26 protein-coding genes and 1 pseudogene are annotated in these 17,998 nt (G+C 63.2%); 3 read left to right on the forward strand and 24 right to left on the reverse strand.

What is annotated here, in order from left to right; genetic code table 11:
* Window positions 1–12: 12 nt before the first annotated feature.
* The 5 genes from ptsP to ACLBKS_RS15240 form a co-directional block, all read right to left on the reverse strand.
* Window positions 13–1,785 carry a phosphoenolpyruvate--protein phosphotransferase gene (gene ptsP / locus ACLBKS_RS15220; RefSeq protein WP_410193659.1) on the reverse strand — a complete coding sequence of 591 codons (1,773 nt, stop codon included), beginning with the start codon at window positions 1,783–1,785 and terminating at the stop codon, window positions 13–15.
* 84 nt (window positions 1,786–1,869) lie between these two features.
* Entirely contained in the window at window positions 1,870–2,139 is a 270-nt protein-coding gene (locus ACLBKS_RS15225) for an HPr family phosphocarrier protein (RefSeq protein WP_006296738.1), read from the reverse strand.
* Between the two features lie 58 nt (window positions 2,140–2,197).
* The gene (locus tag ACLBKS_RS15230; RefSeq protein ID WP_410193660.1) at window positions 2,198–2,596 is read right to left on the reverse strand and encodes a PTS sugar transporter subunit IIA; all 399 of its coding nucleotides are present in this window, start codon (window positions 2,594–2,596) and stop codon (window positions 2,198–2,200) included.
* Between the two features lie 80 nt (window positions 2,597–2,676).
* Window positions 2,677–3,918: an MFS transporter gene (locus ACLBKS_RS15235; protein ID WP_410193680.1), complete on the reverse strand. Its 1,242-nt coding sequence runs from the start codon at window positions 3,916–3,918 to the stop codon at window positions 2,677–2,679.
* Window positions 3,919–3,943: 25 nt separating this feature from the next.
* Window positions 3,944–4,441 carry a hypothetical protein gene (locus ACLBKS_RS15240; RefSeq protein WP_410193661.1) on the reverse strand — a complete coding sequence of 166 codons (498 nt, stop codon included), beginning with the start codon at window positions 4,439–4,441 and terminating at the stop codon, window positions 3,944–3,946.
* 172 nt (window positions 4,442–4,613) lie between these two features.
* Here ACLBKS_RS15240 and ACLBKS_RS15245 point away from each other — a divergent pair, with 172 nt between their 5' ends.
* The gene (locus ACLBKS_RS15245; protein WP_410193662.1) at window positions 4,614–5,174 is read left to right on the forward strand and encodes a TlpA family protein disulfide reductase; all 561 of its coding nucleotides are present in this window, start codon (window positions 4,614–4,616) and stop codon (window positions 5,172–5,174) included.
* A 31-nt stretch (window positions 5,175–5,205) separates the two neighbouring features.
* Here the strand turns inward: ACLBKS_RS15245 and ACLBKS_RS15250 are convergent, their stop codons facing one another.
* Entirely contained in the window at window positions 5,206–5,673 is a 468-nt protein-coding gene (locus ACLBKS_RS15250) for a c-type cytochrome (protein WP_410193663.1), read from the reverse strand.
* A 43-nt stretch (window positions 5,674–5,716) separates the two neighbouring features.
* On the opposite strand from ACLBKS_RS15250, the gene ACLBKS_RS15255 reads away from it, so the two are divergent.
* Window positions 5,717–6,427 (forward strand): cytochrome b/b6 domain-containing protein, encoded by a 711-nt coding sequence (locus ACLBKS_RS15255; protein WP_410193664.1) that lies wholly within the window; start codon window positions 5,717–5,719, stop codon window positions 6,425–6,427.
* Between the two features lie 44 nt (window positions 6,428–6,471).
* Window positions 6,472–6,990, forward strand: a complete 519-nt coding sequence (locus tag ACLBKS_RS15260; RefSeq protein ID WP_410193665.1) for a GNAT family N-acetyltransferase — start codon at window positions 6,472–6,474, stop codon at window positions 6,988–6,990.
* Between the two features lie 44 nt (window positions 6,991–7,034).
* On the opposite strand, the gene ACLBKS_RS15265 is transcribed toward ACLBKS_RS15260, so the two are convergent.
* The 18 genes and pseudogenes from ACLBKS_RS15265 to ACLBKS_RS15350 all read right to left on the reverse strand — a co-directional run.
* The gene (locus tag ACLBKS_RS15265; protein ID WP_410193666.1) at window positions 7,035–7,748 is read right to left on the reverse strand and encodes an ABC transporter ATP-binding protein; all 714 of its coding nucleotides are present in this window, start codon (window positions 7,746–7,748) and stop codon (window positions 7,035–7,037) included.
* The gene (locus ACLBKS_RS15270; RefSeq protein ID WP_410193667.1) at window positions 7,741–8,544 is read right to left on the reverse strand and encodes an ABC transporter ATP-binding protein; all 804 of its coding nucleotides are present in this window, start codon (window positions 8,542–8,544) and stop codon (window positions 7,741–7,743) included. Before ACLBKS_RS15270 ends, ACLBKS_RS15265 begins: the two co-directional genes overlap by 8 nt.
* The gene (locus tag ACLBKS_RS15275) at window positions 8,541–9,506 is read right to left on the reverse strand and encodes a branched-chain amino acid ABC transporter permease (RefSeq protein WP_410193668.1); all 966 of its coding nucleotides are present in this window, start codon (window positions 9,504–9,506) and stop codon (window positions 8,541–8,543) included. The genes ACLBKS_RS15270 and ACLBKS_RS15275 overlap by 4 nt, the downstream gene beginning before the upstream one ends.
* Window positions 9,503–10,360, reverse strand: a complete 858-nt coding sequence (locus ACLBKS_RS15280) for a branched-chain amino acid ABC transporter permease (protein WP_410193669.1) — start codon at window positions 10,358–10,360, stop codon at window positions 9,503–9,505. The genes ACLBKS_RS15275 and ACLBKS_RS15280 overlap by 4 nt, the downstream gene beginning before the upstream one ends.
* Window positions 10,361–10,438: 78 nt before the next feature.
* The gene (locus ACLBKS_RS15285) at window positions 10,439–11,620 is read right to left on the reverse strand and encodes an ABC transporter substrate-binding protein (RefSeq protein ID WP_410193670.1); all 1,182 of its coding nucleotides are present in this window, start codon (window positions 11,618–11,620) and stop codon (window positions 10,439–10,441) included.
* Window positions 11,621–11,800: 180 nt separating this feature from the next.
* Window positions 11,801–12,307, reverse strand: coding sequence for a peroxiredoxin (locus ACLBKS_RS15290; protein ID WP_410193671.1), 507 nt, complete (start codon window positions 12,305–12,307; stop codon window positions 11,801–11,803).
* A gap of 145 nt (window positions 12,308–12,452) precedes the next feature.
* Entirely contained in the window at window positions 12,453–12,722 is a 270-nt protein-coding gene (gene rpsQ, locus ACLBKS_RS15295; RefSeq protein ID WP_410193672.1) for a 30S ribosomal protein S17, read from the reverse strand.
* Window positions 12,723–12,731: 9 nt separating this feature from the next.
* Window positions 12,732–12,929 (reverse strand): 50S ribosomal protein L29, encoded by a 198-nt coding sequence (gene rpmC, locus ACLBKS_RS15300; RefSeq protein WP_410193673.1) that lies wholly within the window; start codon window positions 12,927–12,929, stop codon window positions 12,732–12,734.
* Between the two features lie 14 nt (window positions 12,930–12,943).
* Complete coding sequence (rplP, locus tag ACLBKS_RS15305; protein ID WP_006296716.1) at window positions 12,944–13,360, reverse strand: 50S ribosomal protein L16; 417 nt, start codon at window positions 13,358–13,360, stop codon at window positions 12,944–12,946.
* A gap of 2 nt (window positions 13,361–13,362) precedes the next feature.
* A complete protein-coding gene (rpsC, locus tag ACLBKS_RS15310; protein WP_410193674.1) occupies window positions 13,363–14,253 on the reverse strand; it encodes a 30S ribosomal protein S3 in 891 nt (296 codons plus the stop codon).
* A gap of 16 nt (window positions 14,254–14,269) precedes the next feature.
* The gene (gene rplV, locus ACLBKS_RS15315) at window positions 14,270–14,599 is read right to left on the reverse strand and encodes a 50S ribosomal protein L22 (RefSeq protein WP_006296713.1); all 330 of its coding nucleotides are present in this window, start codon (window positions 14,597–14,599) and stop codon (window positions 14,270–14,272) included.
* Window positions 14,600–14,611: 12 nt separating this feature from the next.
* Complete coding sequence (rpsS, locus tag ACLBKS_RS15320; RefSeq protein ID WP_006296712.1) at window positions 14,612–14,890, reverse strand: 30S ribosomal protein S19; 279 nt, start codon at window positions 14,888–14,890, stop codon at window positions 14,612–14,614.
* Between the two features lie 10 nt (window positions 14,891–14,900).
* Window positions 14,901–15,725 carry a 50S ribosomal protein L2 gene (rplB, locus tag ACLBKS_RS15325; protein WP_410193675.1) on the reverse strand — a complete coding sequence of 275 codons (825 nt, stop codon included), beginning with the start codon at window positions 15,723–15,725 and terminating at the stop codon, window positions 14,901–14,903.
* Window positions 15,726–15,727: 2 nt separating this feature from the next.
* Window positions 15,728–16,045 (reverse strand): 50S ribosomal protein L23, encoded by a 318-nt coding sequence (gene rplW, locus ACLBKS_RS15330; RefSeq protein ID WP_006296710.1) that lies wholly within the window; start codon window positions 16,043–16,045, stop codon window positions 15,728–15,730.
* Window positions 16,042–16,662: a 50S ribosomal protein L4 gene (rplD, locus tag ACLBKS_RS15335; protein ID WP_410193676.1), complete on the reverse strand. Its 621-nt coding sequence runs from the start codon at window positions 16,660–16,662 to the stop codon at window positions 16,042–16,044. Before rplD ends, rplW begins: the two co-directional genes overlap by 4 nt.
* Window positions 16,662–17,336, reverse strand: a complete 675-nt coding sequence (gene rplC / locus ACLBKS_RS15340) for a 50S ribosomal protein L3 (RefSeq protein ID WP_035603694.1) — start codon at window positions 17,334–17,336, stop codon at window positions 16,662–16,664. Before rplC ends, rplD begins: the two co-directional genes overlap by 1 nt.
* 209 nt (window positions 17,337–17,545) lie before the next feature.
* Window positions 17,546–17,860: a 30S ribosomal protein S10 gene (rpsJ, locus tag ACLBKS_RS15345; protein ID WP_006296707.1), complete on the reverse strand. Its 315-nt coding sequence runs from the start codon at window positions 17,858–17,860 to the stop codon at window positions 17,546–17,548.
* Between the two features lie 68 nt (window positions 17,861–17,928).
* Window positions 17,929–17,998 (reverse strand): annotated as a pseudogene (locus ACLBKS_RS15350) (elongation factor Tu); the annotation flags it as partial.

Here is a 17,998-nt window from a genome sequence, read left to right on the forward strand (position 1 = left end):
CATCCGCTGGTTTCAGCCACCCATCAGCGCTGACGGCGACTCGGAATCCAACACCTGCCGCGCCCAAGGCGCGATCTTGGCCGCGTCGGCGCGCAGCACCTCTTGCTTCACCGCGAGGATCTGGGCGGGATGCATGGAAAAGCTGCGCAGGCCCAGCCCCAGCAGCAGACGCGTCATGCCCACGTCGCCGGCCATCTCGCCACAGACACTGACCTCCTTGCCCTGCGCACGGCCCTCGGCGATGGTGTCCGCGACCAGGCGCAGCACCGCCGGGTGCAGCGGGTCATAGAGGTGGGCCACGGATTCGTCGGCCCGGTCGATGGCCAAGGTGTACTGGATCAGGTCATTGGTGCCGATGGACAGGTAATCGAAATAGCGCAAGAAAGTCTTGAGCATCAACGCCGCGGCAGGGATCTCGATCATCGCGCCGACCAGCACAGCGCCCTGGGGCCGCCCTTCGCGGTGCAGCTCGGCGCGCGCTTGCTCCAGCAAAGACAGGGTCTGCCGAATCTCGCTGAGGTGCGCCAGCATGGGCACCAGCATCTTGACTGGACCGTGCGCCGCAGCGCGCAGGATCGCGCGCAGTTGGGTGAGGAACATGGCCGGGTCGGCCAGGCTCCAGCGAATGGCGCGCAGGCCAAGGGCGGGATTCAGGTGCTTGCCCTCCTGCGCGCTGCTGTCCATCGGCTTGTCGGCGCCGATGTCCACCGTGCGGATGGTCACGGGCAAACCGTTCATGCCTTCGACGGCGCGGCGGTAGGCCTGGTACTGTTCTTCCTCGTCGGGCAGACGGCCCTGGCGGCCCATGAACAGGAATTCACTGCGGAACAGGCCCACACCGGCCGCGCCCGCGCGCACGGCGGCGGCGGCGTCCTCCGGCATTTCGATGTTGGCCAGCAAGTCCACTGGTTCGCCATCCAGTGTGATGGCCGGCGTGTCGCGCAGGCGCACCAGGCGGCTGCGGGCCAGTTCATGCTCGCGCTGTTTGTATTGGTACTCGGCCAGGATGATGGGCGAAGGGTCCACGATGACCACGCCCGCGTTGCCGTCGATGATGATCCAGTCGTCCTGCCGCACCAGCTGGCTGGCCGAACGCGCGCCCACCACGGCAGGAATGTCCATGCTGCGCGCGACGATGGCGGTGTGCGAGGTCTTGCCCCCCACGTCGGTGATGAACCCCGTGAAAATGCCCTGCTTGAACTGCAGCATGTCCGAGGGTGAGAGCTCATGCGCCACCAGCACCAGGGCGGTTTTGTCGGCGGCGTCGGTATCCACTGACCCCGCGGCGTGCACGCCAGCGGGCATGTAGAGCGAGGCGCTGCCACCCTGCATTTCTTCCTGCATGGCGCGCAGGACTTTCTCGGTGATCTGTTCCAGGTCGGCCTTGCGCTCACGCAGGTACTCGTCCTCCATCTCGTCGAACTGGCGCGCCATGACCTCAAGTTGCGAGGTCAGGGCCCACTCCGCGTTGTAGAGGCGCTCACGCACCCAATGCTTGACGCCGCCGATGATCTCCTCATCCTGCAGCAGCATCAGGTGCACGTCCAGCAGCGCCTTCAATTCAGGCGGCGCCTCCTTCGGACCGAGTGCCTCCACGCTCTGCTGCAGGCGCTGGATTTCCTTGATGACGGCGTTGCGTCCCCGACGCACGCGGTTGATTTCGCCCTCGACCTGGTCCGGCTCGATGAAGTAGTGCGCCACGTCCACGCGGCTGGAAGCGACCAGCACGGCACGCCCGATCGCAATGCCGCGCGTGACCGCCAGTCCGTGGATGGAAAAGGTCATGGCATGACACTCCGTTTCGCCGCCAAGAAGCTTGCGCGGTGAAGTCCGCGCCGAGCAGGGACGAACGTGGAAGCGAGCATTTCTTTATTCGCCTTCGCCGAACTTGTCGTCGATCAGTGCCAGCAAGGCGTCCACGGCTTCCTGCGCGCGATCACCTTCTGCCTCGATTTCGATGGTCGAGCCCAGGCCGGCCGCCAGCATCATGACGCCCATGATGCTCTTGGCGTTCACACGGCGGTCCCCTCGAGCCAGCCAGACATCGCAGGGAAAACCACCCGCCAGCTTGGTGAGCTTGGCCGAGGCACGGGCGTGCAAGCCCAGCTTGTTACTGATGGTTGCGGGTGCCTTAACCATGCATTTCCTCCATACGCTTATTCCTTTTCCGATATCGGCGCGGCACGACGTGCATCGCTCAATCTAGTTCTTGCACGCCCTGGCTACCGCCTTGCAGGGCCTTGGCGGCCAGGACATCCAAGGGCTCATGCTGGTAACTCACAGCCCTCCACAGCATGGGCAGGTTGACGCCGGCCAGCAATCGGGCTTGCCCCTGCCCTTGCGCGCGCCACGCGTGGAGCAAATGGGTGGCCACGTTGCAGGGCGTGGCGCCCACCACGTCGCTCAGCAGCAGCAAGGGCACGTCACCCAAGCGCGTCACCGCCTCACGAGCCAGATGCAGGGTGCGTTCCGCGGAAACATTGGCCTGCACATCCAGCGCCAACAGGCCCTGAGCGCGCTCGGGAAACACATGGGCCGCACACGCTTGCAAGGCACTGGCCAGGGGTGCATGGGCAATGATGACGATGCCATTCATAGATTCACGGCTGATTATGGCGTCTGACTCGCGATCGCGTGGGTGATGCGCCGTCCGCAGGCGTCAAATCTTGTGACAGTTCAAGAAAACTTGGCGGGCTTTGCGACCCCGCGTCTCAGGAACCAGACGTAAGACCAGACGTTGCAAAACAAGACCACGCCCAGCGCGCCCTGATAGGCCTGGACGACTGCCCAATCCAGGCCGCGCAAGGCGTCGATCATCAGACCAATGCCCCATTGGACGACGAACACCCCGCCGAAAATCACCAGGTTGTAGGCCGAAAGGGCTCGCCCCGCCAACTCTGAAGCGAAGGCCAGACCCACTGCCGGTTGGGCCAGTGACAACACGCTGGAGCACAGGCAGAACCAGGCCAGCAACCAAGCGGCATGGACTCCGAGGGCGGGCCCCGCAGTCACCAACACGGCGAGCACGACCAGGCTTGCGGGCACGCCCCAGGCGATCAGGCGTTCGACTTTCACGCCGCGCCGGGTCAAGCGCGGCAGCATCAGTCCCCAGAGCCAGAAAGCGGTGAGCATGCACAGATTGATGGCGAAGAGACCCGTGGCCGCCTGCCCCGCGCTGTAGCCCCCCACTTGCATCATCCAGGGCACGGCCCAGAGGGTCTGCACTGCGAGCAAGCTCCCGTAGTTGAAGAAACCCAGGGGCATGAGACGCAGGAAATAGGGGTGGCGCAACACATCGGCGTAACGTCCGGACTGGCTATTGCCCGACCCGGTCGGCGCGGCGGAGGCCGGCCAGGCGGGTGTCTTCCAAGCGATCATGACCATGGCCAGCAGCAGCAAGAGCGCCAGCCCCCAGAACAAAGGTCTCCAGCCGTACACCGGCAACAACCATTGGACGGGCAAGGTGGATGCCACCATGCCCATGGAACCTGTCATGAGCATCCAGGAGTTGGCGCGCATCTGGGTCGCTGGCGTGAACCAGCGTCGAAACCCGGTCATGGGTGCCATCAGACCGGCTGCCAACCCCACGCCGCACAGCACCCGGGCCAGCAGCAGCGCCGTGAAGCCTGTACTGAGCGCGAACAGGACGCATCCGCCGACCGCGACGGCCGTGAAGCCCAGGATGACGGTGCGGGGACCGTGCCGATCCAACCAGCGCCCCAAGGGCAATTGCATGGCCGCGAAACCCAGGAAGTACCCACCCGCGAGCAGTCCGAGGTCGCGCGCGCCGAGCTGGAATTCCTGCGTCAACGTCGGAGACAAGGTGGCCGTCACGGCGCGAATCAGGGCCGAGAAAAAATAGGCGAAGGCAAAGGCCAGGAAGAGCCAGATGGCCTGGCGGCAACTCGTGACCAGCATGGGCGACGGATTCTTGGTACGGAGTTCACTCAAAAGTCAGACTTCCGAAGAACGGCTCCGTCATGGCTTGGCTGAGCCGCTCGGCGTAGACCGCAGCGTGGTAGAGCCGCCCTCCACGCGAGAACCAGACTGCCTGCACATTCAAGGCTCGGCCCGAAGGTTCTTGAGCCTCCGAAGCCGAGGCACCGGGGGTGCCCGCGCCCGCACGACCCCGGGCCAGAAGTTGCGTGCCCTCAGGCTGGGCATCAGCACCCTTGAGCGCGAACGCCTTGCGGCTACCGCCCTGCGCATGGACGCTGGCCAGCACATGCGTCTGCCACTGGGCCAGCACGGCCATCAAGGCCTGGTGCGAGCTGGGCACGGCGACAGCGATCGCGAACAGGCCACCGTCCGCCTCGCAGCCCATCATGGTCACCATCACTTCGTACCCCGCCATGCGCTGGGGGCGCGTGGCCTTGTCGGGTTTGCACGGGAGCAAGGCCTGAAGGGCCGCTTCGTCGCCCTGGTTTTCCGGCGCCCTCACGGCCTCCGGCTTCAGGCGGACCTGGCGCCAGTTCAGGCTGGGGCTGCACCCCATGAGGACTAGACCGGCACATAGCGGAAGCAAAAGGCGTTGAAGCATGGGGGAATTATCCCAGCCTGCCATCCCCCTGACCACCGAGGTCACCCCGAGGACGATACACTTGGCGCTTGCCATGGATACCGACACTGTGACTTCCTCGTCCTTCCCAGCCCAAGCCCCAACTGCACGCGCCTGGCGCACCCGCGTGCTGGTGCTGGCCCTGGCGGCGCTCCTGGCCGGTGCGGGCTGGTGGTTGCTGCGCGGCTCAGGTTTCGGTGCCGCGCCACAGACCACGTTCGTGTTGCTGGACGGATCGACCGAAAGCAGCGCGGCTTGGCGCGGCAAAGTCGTTCTGGTGAATTTCTGGGCCACCAGTTGCACCACCTGCGTGGCTGAGATGCCCAAGATCATCTCGACCTACGACAAGTACCACGCACAGGGCTACGAAACGGTGGCTGTGGCCATGAGTTATGACCCGCCGAGCTACGTCGTGAACTTCGCGCAAACGCGCAAGCTGCCTTTCAAGGTGGCTTTCGACAACACGGGCGAGGCCGCACTGGCGTGGGGCGACGTGCGCTTGACGCCCACGACCTACCTGCTGAACAAGCAAGGCGAGATCGTCAAGCGCTACGTCGGTGAACCGGATTTCGCCGAGCTTCACCGGCTGATCGAGGAATTGCTGGCGCAGGCTTGAGTCGCTTGCGTCCCTCGACCGAGCGCCGCGCTCAGCGGTTGCGGTACTCGCGGTGGCAGGCGCGGCAGGAATCCGCCGTGTCGCCAAACGCGGCCTTGATGCGCTCCAGATCCCCGGTCTTGGCTGCCTCGGCCAGTTTGGCGGTGTCGCCCTGTAGGCGCTGCGCGGCCGCCTTGAATTTGTCCATTTCCTTCCAGACCTCGGGCTTGGCTTTACCGCCTTCGTAACCCGGCGCGAACGCAGGCCAGGGCAGTTTGCTCAGGGCCAGCAAGGCTTCCGCGCTTTGCTGAGCCGCCTTGGCGTCGAAAGGCACTCGGCCGCGCACCATGGCGCCCAGACGATCCGACTCTTCGCCCATGGCCTTGAGTTTCTCTTGACGGTATTGAATGGCGTCCTCGGCTTTGGCAAACTGCGCCATGGCGGGCCCGGCAAACAAAGTGCACATTGCGGCGCAGGCCACCAAAAGGGCTGCGCCGCCTGGATGAATCTTCGCGGTCATGGTCACGACTCCTCAAGGTCTATGAATAAGGATTGAAAACAAGATGAGCGCGGGGGCATTCTTGCATCAAAAGACGTCGGAGTTGAAGCACAGGGTGCGGGTCTGGGATTTACCGACCCGCCTGTTCCATTGGCTGCTGGTGGCCTCCATCATTGGGATGTTCGCCTCCGCCTACCTCGGCGCTCTGGACTGGCACATGCGTCTGGGTTGCGTCGTGCTTGTGCTGCTGATCTTTCGTCTGGTCTGGGGCCTGGTGGGAGGGCACTGGTCACGCTTCGCCCAATTCGCCCCCACACCCCGTCGCATTTGGCGGGCGCTGCGTCGTCCGGCCCACGACACGGAAGTCGGCCTGGGCCACTCCCTGCCAGGGGCCCTATCGATCTGGGCGATGCTGCTGGTGCTGTTGGCCCAGGTGGTCAGCGGGCTGATGAGTGACGATGACATCGCTTACGCCGGCCCTTGGGCGCAGCGTGTCCCCGAGGCCCTGACCGCGTGGATGACGGACTACCATGCTCACATTGGGCAGTGGCTGCTGCTTGGGCTGGTGGTGCTGCATGGGGTCGCGGTGCTGTTCTACCTGCTCGTGCGCAAAGAAAATCTCATCAGCCCCATGATGCATGGCGACAAATTGCCCACGCTGACCTCGTCACCCTGCACGCCTTCACGCGACGACCTTCTGAGCCGCATGCTGGCCTTGGTCTTGCTGTTGGCCTCCGCGGCGGTGACCTGGTGGCTGACCGGTTTCGCTGCTTGATCCATGGCTCTTGCTCAACGACTCGCAGCGGCCTCACCGTCCCCATGATCGCGCGCCCTTCGCCCTTGCCGTCCATCTCCGTGTCCACGCCGCGTGACCCACGCGATGTGGAGATCCTGCGGGGACTGTTTCTTGAGTACGCGCGCAGCCTGGGCATTGACCTGGGGTTTCAGAACTTCGAGCAGGAACTGCGCGATCTGCCGGGTGACTATGCCGCTCCGCGCGGACTCTTGTTGTTGGCCTGGGTCGATGGGCAGGCGGCGGGTTGTTGTGCATTGCGTCCCTTGGACACCGCCGACTACGCCAATGCCTGCGAAATGAAACGCCTGTACGTGCGCCCCCCTTTTCGCAAGTTGGGCCTGGGCCGCCGCTTGAGCGAGGCGACGCTCGACGCGGCACGGGTACAGGGTTACGACCACGTGCTGCTGGACACGCTGGACGACATGGAAGCCGCACGCGCGCTGTATGAAGACCTGGGCTTCGTGGACATCCCACCCTACTACCACAACCCCATCGCGGGCGCGCACTATCTGCTGGCCACGCTGTCAGGGCCGCGGAAGTAGGCCCGCGCCTTGCGCCGGCGCGACGGACTCAGGCTCAACGGGCTTCAGTCACTGGTCATACCCACACCCAGCAAGCGCTCGAGCAAGGGGCGATCCGCGGCCAAGACGTCACTGGGTCCCGCATGCACCACGGTGCCTCGCTCCAGCACCAGGACTTGTTGCGTCAAGTCCAGCGCCAGCAACGGTTGCTGCTCGACCATGATGCAGGCCATCCCCTCGTTTTGGCGGAGGCGGCGGATACAGGCTGCCAGTTCATCGACAAGCAAAGGCGCGAGCCCCTCCATGGGTTCGTCCAACAAGAGCAGCCTCGGGTTGGTCATCAGCGCGCGTCCTATCGCGAGCATCTGCTGTTCTCCACCGGAGAGCTGATGACCATAGTGGGCGCGCCGCTCGCGCAAGCACGGGAACAGGGCGTGAACACGGTCCGCTGTCCACGCGCCCGGTCGAGCCACAACCTTCAGATGCTCCTCCACCGTCAGCGAAGGGAAGACTTCACGCTCCTGAGGCACCCAGCCGAGGCCCGCACGCACGCGTTCATGGGAAGGTAGACGCGTGATGTCCTGCCCGCGCCAGCGGATGACGCCGCTGGTGACCCGCGTGTTGCCCATCAGCGTTTCGAGCAGTGTGGTCTTACCCACACCGTTGCGGCCCAAGATGGCCAGCCCCTCGCCTTCTTCCAAGTTGAGGCTCAACCCATTCAACACCACCGCGCTGCCGTAGCCCGCCGTGACTCGATCGAAGGCCAACAGCTCAGCCACGGAGGTACTCCGCTGGACCTTGCGTGTGGCCTTGCATGGGCCCCCGCATGTTGGCGCGACCCAGATAGACCTCTCGCACACGAGGGTCACGGGCAATGTCCGCAGGGGAGCCCTCGGTCAGGACGCGACCCGCCACCAGCACGGAGATTCGCCGTGCGAAACGGAAGACCAGGTTCATATCGTGCTCGATCAGCAGCACACTGATATCCTGGGGCAGCTCCGCGAGCGTCTCCAACAACTCCCTGCATTCGTCCTTGGGCACGCCGGCCGCCGGTTCGTCGAGCAGCAAGATGCGGGGCCGCCCGGCGAGCGCCAGGGCTATCTCCAACAGACGCTGCTGGCCATAGGGCAATTCGGACACACGCGCCTCGGCCACCGAATCCAATCTCAAGCGTTTGAGCAGCGCATGGGCTTCGTCGAACACGGCCGTGCTGCGCTGATAGGGGCGCCACCAGATCGTTCCCTGGCCTTCGCGCTCTTGAATCGTCATCACCACCGAGAGCAAGGGGGTCAAGCTGGGAAAGAGTTGGTTGATCTGGAAGGTTCGGATCAAACCTTGACGCGCGCGTTGATCGACCCTGTGCGCCGTGATGTCGTGCCCACTCATGCGAATGCAGCCAGCGGTGGGAGCGTAGACGCCGGTGAGCACGTTGATCAGCGTGGTTTTACCGGCTCCGTTGGGGCCGATCAGGGCATGACGTGCGCCCGACTCCAACTGCAAGTTGATCCCGGCCAAGGCATCGATAGCACCGAAGCGCAGGCTCAGTTCCTGGGTTTCCAGCGCGAGGGCACTCACGGTTTCTGCTCCCTGACGCGAACCCAGCGGGACAAAAGCCCCATGATGCCACCTCGTCCGAGCAACACGACGGCGATCAGGAAGAGGCCGACCCAGAACATCCAGTACTCCGGGTTGAGGTCGGAGAATCGGTCGTGAACCAGCATGTAGACGATGGCACCGACCATCCCACCGTACAGACGACCCGTGCCCCCCAACACCAGGATGATCAGGATTTCGGCCGAACGGTTGAAGCCAATCGACTCAATGCCAACGAATTGGGTGGTCTGTGCCAACAAGGCACCTGCCACGCCAGCAATGGCTGCGGAAAGGCCGTATGCCATGCGCAGGCGCGACGCCACCGGTGTGCCGAGGGCGGCCATCCGTTTGGAGTTGTCGTGGATGCCGCGCAAGCTCAGCCCGAACGGCGAGCGCAGCACTTGACGCGCGACCAAGAACATCAGCAGCACCACGGCATAGGTATAAACAAAGGCCGTTCTTCCGAACAAGTCGAACTCGAACAGGCCAGCCACCGGCCACACATTCATGCCCTGCAGGCCATCGGTGCCTCCCGTGATGCCGGACAGCCGGTTGACCAGTTCGTACATCAGCACGCACACGCCAAGGGTGATCATCAGGCGCGTGAGGTCCGCCCCGCGCACGACCAGGTAGCTCAGTGCATACCCCAGCGCGCCCGCGACCAGAAGCGCAAGCAGCAGGCCGGTGAAGGGCTCACCCCAGCCATGGCGCGCGAGCAGGCCGGCTGCATATGCCCCCGCGCCAAAGAAAGCCGCGTGTCCGACCGTCAGAATACCGGCGTAGCCCAGCACCAAGTCCAACGACACTGCGAACAGGCCGAAGATCAGGATTTGGCTGAGCAAAGCCAGATGGTCAGGCGCGAGGAAAAAACTGCTTCCCAGCAATAGCCAAAAAGCCACTTCGATGGCTCGTAGCCAAGTCGGCGTGAGCATGCGTTGTCTCATGCCAGGCCTCCGCGCGGAATGAGGCCATTGGGCCGCAGCAGCAACACACCGATCATGACCCCATAGGTCAGGAAAGCGCCGGCTTCTGGCCAGTAGTATTTGCCCGCCACGTCGACGATACCGAGCAACAGGGCCGCCACGAAGGGGCCGCCGATCGTGCCTGCGCCGCCCACGCAGACCACGATCAGGAAGTACACCATGTATTTGAGCGGGAAGGTCGGCTCCAGGCCCAGCATTCCGAGGCTGAGGGCGCCGCCCAGTCCCGCCAGGCCGCTGCCCAGGGCGAAGGTGAGCAGAAAGATCCGCTGTACATGGATACCGGTCCCTGCGGCCACACGTCGGTTGTCCACCGCCGCCCGAACCATGGCGCCATACCGCGTGCGCAGCATGCCGAGCAGCAACAGCAGGACCAGCAGGCCCGCGCCGATCAGGAAGAGACGGTATCGACCTACCGCCAGACCAGCGACCCTGACCTGGCCTTGTAGCACCTCGGGCAGATGAAACGGCAGCATGGTGGGGCCGAAGAAGTAGGTCAGCACCGCGATGGTGACGAAGACCAAGCCGATGGACAGCAGCACCTGGTCCAGGGGATGCGCGCCGTACAAGCGACGGTAGAGCAGCAATTCCAGCAGCGCCCCCGACACAGCGGCGGCCAGGAAGGCGCAGGCCAAGGCCGCGAAATAGCCCAAGCCCAAGAGATCCATCACCAAGGCGGCGGTGTAACCTCCCAACACGGCGAAACTGCCATGGGCCAAGTTAACGAAGTTCATCAGGCCCAGGGTGACGGACAAGCCCACGGCCATCAGGAAAAGGAGCATGCCGTAGGCCACTCCGTCAAAGATCACGATCGCCATGGAACTCTCAGGGTCGTCCGCTGGCCTTCAAGCGGGTGCGTGGTTTTGTCCCCGTGTCGCGGCGTGACACGACCAGGCTCAAGGCGCTTCCTTGGCCGGGTCCTTGACCCGATCGAATTGATCGAATTCCACGTTCACCAACTTGCCACCCACGCTTTCAGTTCTTCGGATGTAGACCGTCTGCACGATGTCGCGGGTCAGCGGATCAATCTCGATCGGACCCCGCGGGCTCTCGAGGCGCATCCCTTTGAGCGCTTCCATGACTTTGTCTCCCGCGGTATCGCCACCGGTCTTCTTGAGCGCCAGGTCGATGGCGGCCATCGCGTCGTACGCGGCCACGGCGAAATAGCTAGGACGCATGCGGCTTCCGAACTGGGTCTCAAAATCCTTGATGAACTTTTTGTTTTTGGCGGAAGCGTGGTGATAGGAATAGTGGTGGCTGGTGATCAGCCCCAGGGCCACGTCGCCGGTCGCCTCAAGGTAGCTGTCATCCGTGGCTTCCCCGGTGGCGAAAAGCTTGATGCCGAGGGCGTCCATGCCGCGCTCCTTCCAGACCTTGAGGAAGGCCGGCGGCATCACGCCCGACGGGAAGAAAAAGAACACCGACTGCGGCTTGGCATCCTTGATGCGTTGCACATAGGCCGAGAAGTCGGGATTGCTCATGGGCGTGCGCAACTCACCCACCACCTTGCCACCGCCCTGCTCGAAGGCTTTCTTGAACGCCGTCAGTGAATCGACCCCTGGGGCGTAGTCGGCCACGACGACATACGACTCTCTGATGCCTTGCTTGAGCATCCAGCGCGCCATCGGGTCGGAGACCTGCTGCACCGTGAAGGAAAGACGCGCGACGTACGGTGAGGCGGTGGTGATGCCCGAGGACGATGCGTTCATCACGACAACGGGCACTTTGGCCTGATTGGCGACGGAGGCGACGGCGTAAGCGTTGGGACTGAAGTCCAAACCCGTGAGGATTTCCACCTTGTCGCGCACCACCAGTTCCTGGGCGTAGCGTTTGGAAGCGTCCGGGTTGGCACCACCGGTGTCCTTCCTGATGATCTCCACCGCGCGGCCGGCGAACTTACCGCCGCTCTCCTTGAGGTAGAGCGCGACGCCTGCGTCGAACTGGCGTCCGTAATCGGCGTAGGGGCCCGAGTAGGTGCCAATCAGGCCAATCTTGAGCGCTTCATTTGCTTGTGTGGCGATCGGCAGCAGGCACGCCGACACAAAGAGAGTCAGCAGAATGCGTTTGGATAGGTTCATCGTGGTGCTCCGTGAAAGCAATCGGCCCGCAGGACTGCGCGGAGGATAACGACTCGCACTGGCAACCCACCGACTTGCGTTTCATCTGCCAAGCGAGATGGGGGAAGCGTCAGCGCACAAAAAAGCCATCGCTGGGCGATGGCTCTTTGAACCACTGCGCTTGCCGCGCGGCCTCGGGTTTCAGCCCTTGACCTGAGCCAGCAAGGTCGCCGCGTCGCTGACTTCGAACTTGCCAGGGGCCTCGATATTGAGGGTCTGCACCTTGCCGTCCTTGATCAGCATGGAATAGCGATTGCTGCGCAGGCCCAGACCGCGTGCCGTGAGGTCCAAGGTCAAGCCCGTGGCCTTGGCGAACTCGGCGCTGCCATCGGCCAGCATGCGTACTTTGCCATCGGTCTTCTGGTCACGCGCCCAGGCGCCCATGACGAAGGGATCATTCACCGCCAAGCACCAGATTTCGTCCACGCCAGCCGCCTTGAACGCCGCGTGGTGCTCGACATAACCGGGCACATGCTTCGCCGAGCAGGTGGGCGTGAAAGCGCCGGGCACGGCGAAGAGGGCGATGGTCTTGCCCGCCAAGGCCTTCGAGACCGGCACCGGATTGGGTCCGATGCTGCAGCCATTGCCTTCGACTTCGGAGTACTCCGACAGGGTCACGTCCGGCAGGGAATCTCCAACTTTGATCATGGGGCACTCCTTGATGAGTATGAATGGCACTGAATGTGATCAGCAGATTGCAAGTCTGTTGAACATGCGCAAAGCGCGCGTCTCGTAAAAGCGAAAACGGCCCACTATTGTGAGCCGTTTCACGAGACCGGGTCACGGTCGAGGCTTAAACCACCACAGCCTTTTCGACCAGACGGGTCGCAACCCAGTTCTTGGTCTTGGACAGCGGACGGCTCTCGGTGATCTCGATCACGTCACCCAGCTTGTACTCACCCTTTTCGTCATGGGCGTGGTACTTGCTGGAACGGATCACGATCTTGTCGTAGATCGGGTGCTTCACCCGACGTTCGATCAGCACGGTCACGGTCTTGGCACGCTTGTCGCTGACGACCTTGCCAACGAGGGTGCGCTTGAGGGATTTTTTGGCTTCCGTCATGGTCACTCCTTAGTTGGCCGCTTGCTTTTCGGCAAGAATCGTCTTGGCGCGCGCAACGGCACGGCGCGTCAGACGCAATTGCGCCGTGTTATTGAGCTGTTGCGTGGCTTTTTGCATGCGCATGTTGAAGTGGGCCTTTTGCAGGTCCTTCACTTCGGCTTGCAGGGCGGCCACGTCCTTTTGGCGCAGATCAGCAGTTTTCGTCATGTCGATGCTCCTGATTACTGACCAATCATGCGCGCCACGAAGGTGGTGCGCAGCGGCAGCTTGGCGGCGGCCAGTTGGAAGGCCTCACGCGCGAGTTCCTCGGGCACGCCGACGATCTCGAACACGATCTTGCCCGGCTGAATTTCAGCCACGTAGTACTCCGGGTTCCCCTTACCGTTACCCATACGCACTTCAGCGGGCTTCTGGGAAATGGGTTTGTCGGGGAACACGCGGATCCAGATGCGACCACCACGCTTGACGTGGCGCGAGATGGCGCGACGCGCCGCCTCGATCTGACGCGCGGTCAAACGGCCGCGCTCGACGCATTTGAGGCCGAAGTCGCCAAAGGCCACGGAGCTGCCACGGGTGGCAAGACCGGTGTTGCGGCCCTTTTGCTCCTTGCGGTATTTTCTGCGAGCAGGTTGCAGCATCTTTATTCTCCTTGAGCACCGTCAGCAGATGCGGCTGGCGCGGCTTTGCGGACGCGCTTAACGGCGGTTTTCGGGGCGGCGGCGTCAGCAGCCTCAGCGGGCTTGTCGCTGCCATCGGCAGGCGCGGCATTGGTACCAGCAGGGCGACGAGCGCCACCACGGGCCGGACGGTCGGCACCCGGACGGCCAGCGCCATCACGGCGCGGACCACGCGGGCGACGCTCTTCCTCGGCGCGCGGCTCGGCGGCGGCGGGCTGCTCGTTGCGGCCCAGGTTGTCGCCCTTGTACACCCACACCTTGACGCCAATGACGCCGTAGGTAGTCTTGGCTTCGGACGTGCCGTAGTCGATGTCAGCGCGCAGGGTGTGCAGCGGCACGCGACCTTCACGGTACCACTCGGTGCGAGCGATTTCGATGCCGTTGAGGCGACCAGCAGACATGATCTTGATGCCTTGGGCACCCAGGCGCATCGCGTTCTGCATGGCGCGCTTCATGGCGCGTCGGAACATGATGCGCTTTTCGAGCTGCTGGGTGATGCTGTCGGCGATCAACTTGGCATCGATTTCGGGCTTGCGCACTTCCTCGATGTTCACGGCGACCGGCACGCCCAGCTGCTTGCCCAGGTCGCGCTTCAGGTTCTCGATGTCCTCGCCCTTCTTGCCGATCACGACGCCCGGACGGGCCGAGAAGATCGTGATGCGGGCGTTCTTGGCGGGGCGCTCGATGAGCACGCGCGAAACGGAGGCGTTCTTCAGCTTGGTCTTGAGGTACTCACGCACCTTGATGTCTTCGGCGAGCATGCCGGCGAAATCACGGTTGCTGGCGTACCAGCGCGAGGCCCAGTTACGGCTCACCGCAAGGCGGAAGCCGGTCGGGTTGATTTTCTGTCCCATATCCTTTAGACCTCGCTTAGTTGCCGACCGTCACGTACACATGGCACGTCGGTTTGCTGATGCGGTTGCCACGGCCCTTGGCTCGGGCGGTGAAACGCTTGAGCGTGGTGCCTTGCTCGACGTAGATGGTCTTGACCTTCAGTTCGTCGATGTCGGCGCCGTCGTTGTGCTCGGCGTTGGCGATGGCGGATTCCAGCACCTTGCGGATGATCAGGGCCGCCTTCTTCTGCGTGAACTGCAGAATGTTGAGGGCTTGGTCGACCTTCTTGCCGCGGATCAGATCCGCGACCAGACGGCCCTTGTCCACGGAGAGGCGGACGCCACGGAGGCTTGCACGGGTTTCCATGTTGGCTACTCCTTACTTCTTCTGGACTTTTTTGTCCGCGGGGTGGCCCTTGAAGGTGCGAGTCAGCGCGAACTCACCCAGCTTGTGGCCCACCATTTGGTCGGTGATGTAGACCGGCACGTGCTGCTTGCCGTTGTGCACGGCGATGGTCAGCCCGATGAAATCGGGCAGAACCATGGAGCGACGCGACCAGGTCTTGATCGGCTTCTTGTCCTTGACGGCGACGGCTTTTTCAACCTTGGCCAGCAGGTGATGGTCAACAAACGGACCCTTTTTGAGAGAGCGAGTCATTTGCTACCTCTTACTTCTTGCGACGCGACACGATGAAGGTCTGCGTGCGCTTGTTGTTGCGGGTACGGTAGCCCTTCGTGAGGTTACCCCACGGGTCCACCGGATGACGGCCTTCGCCTGTCTTGCCCTCGCCACCACCGTGCGGGTGGTCGACCGGGTTCATCACGACGCCGCGCACGGTCGGGCGAATGCCCATCCAGCGCTTGACACCGGCCTTGCCGAACTGGCGCAGGCTGTGCTCTTCGTTCGCGACCTGGCCAATCGTGGCGCGGCACTCGATGTGGATCTTGCGGACTTCGCCCGAGCGCATGCGCACCTGAGCGTAAGTGCCTTCACGCGCCAGCAGCGTGGCCGAGGCACCTGCGGAACGCACGACCTGAGCACCCTTGCCCGCCTGCAGTTCGATGCAGTGGATGATGGAGCCCACAGGAATGTTGCGGATCGGCAGGGTGTTGCCCACGCGGATCGGCGCTTCGGCACCGTTCACGATGGTCGAACCCACTTCCAGGCCACGGGGCGCGATGATGTAGCGACGCTCGCCATCGGCATAGCACACCAGTGCCAGGTGAGCCGAACGGTTCGGGTCGTACTCAATGCGCTCGACCTTGGCGGGAATGCCGTCCTTGTCGCGCTTGAAGTCCACCACGCGGTAATGGTGCTTATGACCACCGCCCTTGTGACGGGTGGTGATGTGGCCGTTGTTGTTGCGGCCGGACTTCTGGAACTGAGGTTCCAGCAGCGGGGCGTAGCCCTCACCCTTGTACAGGTGATCACGCGAGACCTTCACCACGGCGCGCTGGCCGGGGGAGGTCGGTTTCATCTTGATGACAGCCATGATTACGCAGCCTCCCCGGACAGGTTCAGCTCTTGACCAGGCTTCAGCATCACGTAAGCCTTGCGCACGTTGTCGCGGCGGCCCACGGACTTGCCGTAGCGCTTGGTCTTGCCTTTGGTGTTGACCACGGAAACGCCCTTGACCTCAACCTTGAACAGCAGCTCGACGGCGGCCTTGATCTCGGGCTTGGTGGCGTTTTGCAGGACCTTGAACGTCACCGCATTGCTCTTCTCAGCGACCATCGTGGCCTTTTCGGACACGATCGGCGCGATCAGCACTTGCATCAGGCGACCTTCATCGAATTGGATGGCGGCGCTCATGCGTACATCTCCTTGAGTTGGTCCACGGCGGCCTTGGTCACCAGCACCTTGCGGTAGTGAACCAGCGACAGCGGATCGGCATAGCGCGGCTCGACCACCAGCACGTTGGCCAGGTTGCGCGAGGCCAGGTACAGGTTTTCGTCAACCTCATCGGCGATGACGAGCACGGAGTCCAGCTTCATGGCCTTGAACTTGGCGGCCAGCGCCTTGGTCTTGGGCGAATCCACTTTCAGCGACTCGACGACGGCCAGACGGCCTTCGCGCGCGAGCTGCGAGAAGATGGATGCCATGCCAGCGCGGTACATCTTCTTGTTGACCTTCTGGCTGAAGTTTTCTTCAGGCGAGTTCGGGAAGATGCGGCCGCCCCCACGCCACAAAGGCGAGGACGTCATACCGGCGCGGGCGTTACCCGTGCCCTTTTGCTTGAACGGCTTCTTGGTCGAGTGCTTGACCGTAGCGCGGTCCTTCTGGGCGCGCGTGCCTTGACGGGCATTGGCCTGGAAAGCGACGACGATCTGGTGGACCAGGGCCTCGTTGTATTCACGACCGAACACGGTGTCCGGCGCATCCAGCTTGGAGGATGCCTGACCTTGTTCGTTCAGGAGTTCGAGCTGCATCAGTTCGCTCCCTTCTTGGCTTGGACTTTCACGGCAGGGCGCACGGTCACGAAACCGCCCGCGGAGCCGGGAACAGCGCCCTTGATCAGCAGCAGCTGACGGGCTTCATCGATGCGGATCACGTCGAGGTTCTGGGTGGTGACGGTTTCGTCGCCCATGTGACCCGTCATGCGCTTGCCCGGGAAGACGCGACCCGGATCCTGGGCCATCGAGATGGAACCCGGGACATTGTGCGAACGGCTGTTACCGTGCGAGGCGCGCTGCGAGCTGAAGTTGTGGCGCTTGATCGTGCCGGCGTAGCCCTTACCGATGGAGGTGCCTTGCACATCCACCTTCTGGCCCACGGCGAAGATCTCGGTCACGGGCAGCTTGGCACCGGCCTGGTACTTGGCGGCGGTGTCGGCGGCGACGCGGAATTCCTGGATGATTTCACCGGCTTCGACACCCGCCTTGGCGAGGTGGCCGGCTTGAGGCTTGGTCACGCGCGAAGCACGACGCGAACCGAACGTCACCTGCAGGGCGACGTAGCCATCATTATCCTGGGTCTTGACCTGGGTCACGCGGTTGTCGGACACATCGACCACCGTGACGGGCACTGCATCGCCGTCATCGGTGAACAGACGCATCATGCCCACCTTGCGCCCCAGCAACCCCAATCGATTGCTCGAACTCATTTTGACTCCTTTACTCTCACCGTCGCCGCTTCAATTGGCTTCGACGTTTGCTTGGGATTCGCAAACAAGGTCTGCGAGCCAGCGTGAAAGAGGGTTGATAAAACTCGACCCAAAATGGGTCGAGCCCGGCATTCTAGCCGGATTCGCGAGAAACCGCAAACCCGTGCCAAATCGCCATTCTTCAGCCGGGCGCGCCCGGCGTCAGCCGCTTACTGCAGCTTGATTTCGACATCGACGCCGGCAGCGAGGTCCAGCTTCATCAGCGCGTCCACCGTCTTGTCGGTCGGGTCCACGATGTCCATCAGGCGCTGGTGCGTGCGGATCTCGAACTGGTCGCGGCTGGTCTTGTTGACGTGCGGCGAACGCAGGATGTCGAAACGCTTCATGCGCGTGGGCAGCGGGACCGGACCCTTGACGATGGCGCCGGTGCGCTTGGCGGTGTCCACGATCTCGGCAGCCGACTGGTCGATCAGCTTGTAGTCGAAGGCCTTGAGGCGGATGCGAATTTTTTGCTTGGTAGCCATGTGTGCTCCTGGTCAGGATCAAGTCCGGACGAACCCTCGCGCGAGCGCTCGTCCAGCCAGACTCCCAATTACTCGATGATCTTCGCCACGACGCCGGCGCCGACGGTCTTGCCGCCTTCGCGGATGGCGAAGCGCAGA

This window comes from Hylemonella sp. W303a, from assembly GCF_046452315.1.
Taxonomy (GTDB): domain Bacteria; phylum Pseudomonadota; class Gammaproteobacteria; order Burkholderiales; family Burkholderiaceae_C; genus Hylemonella.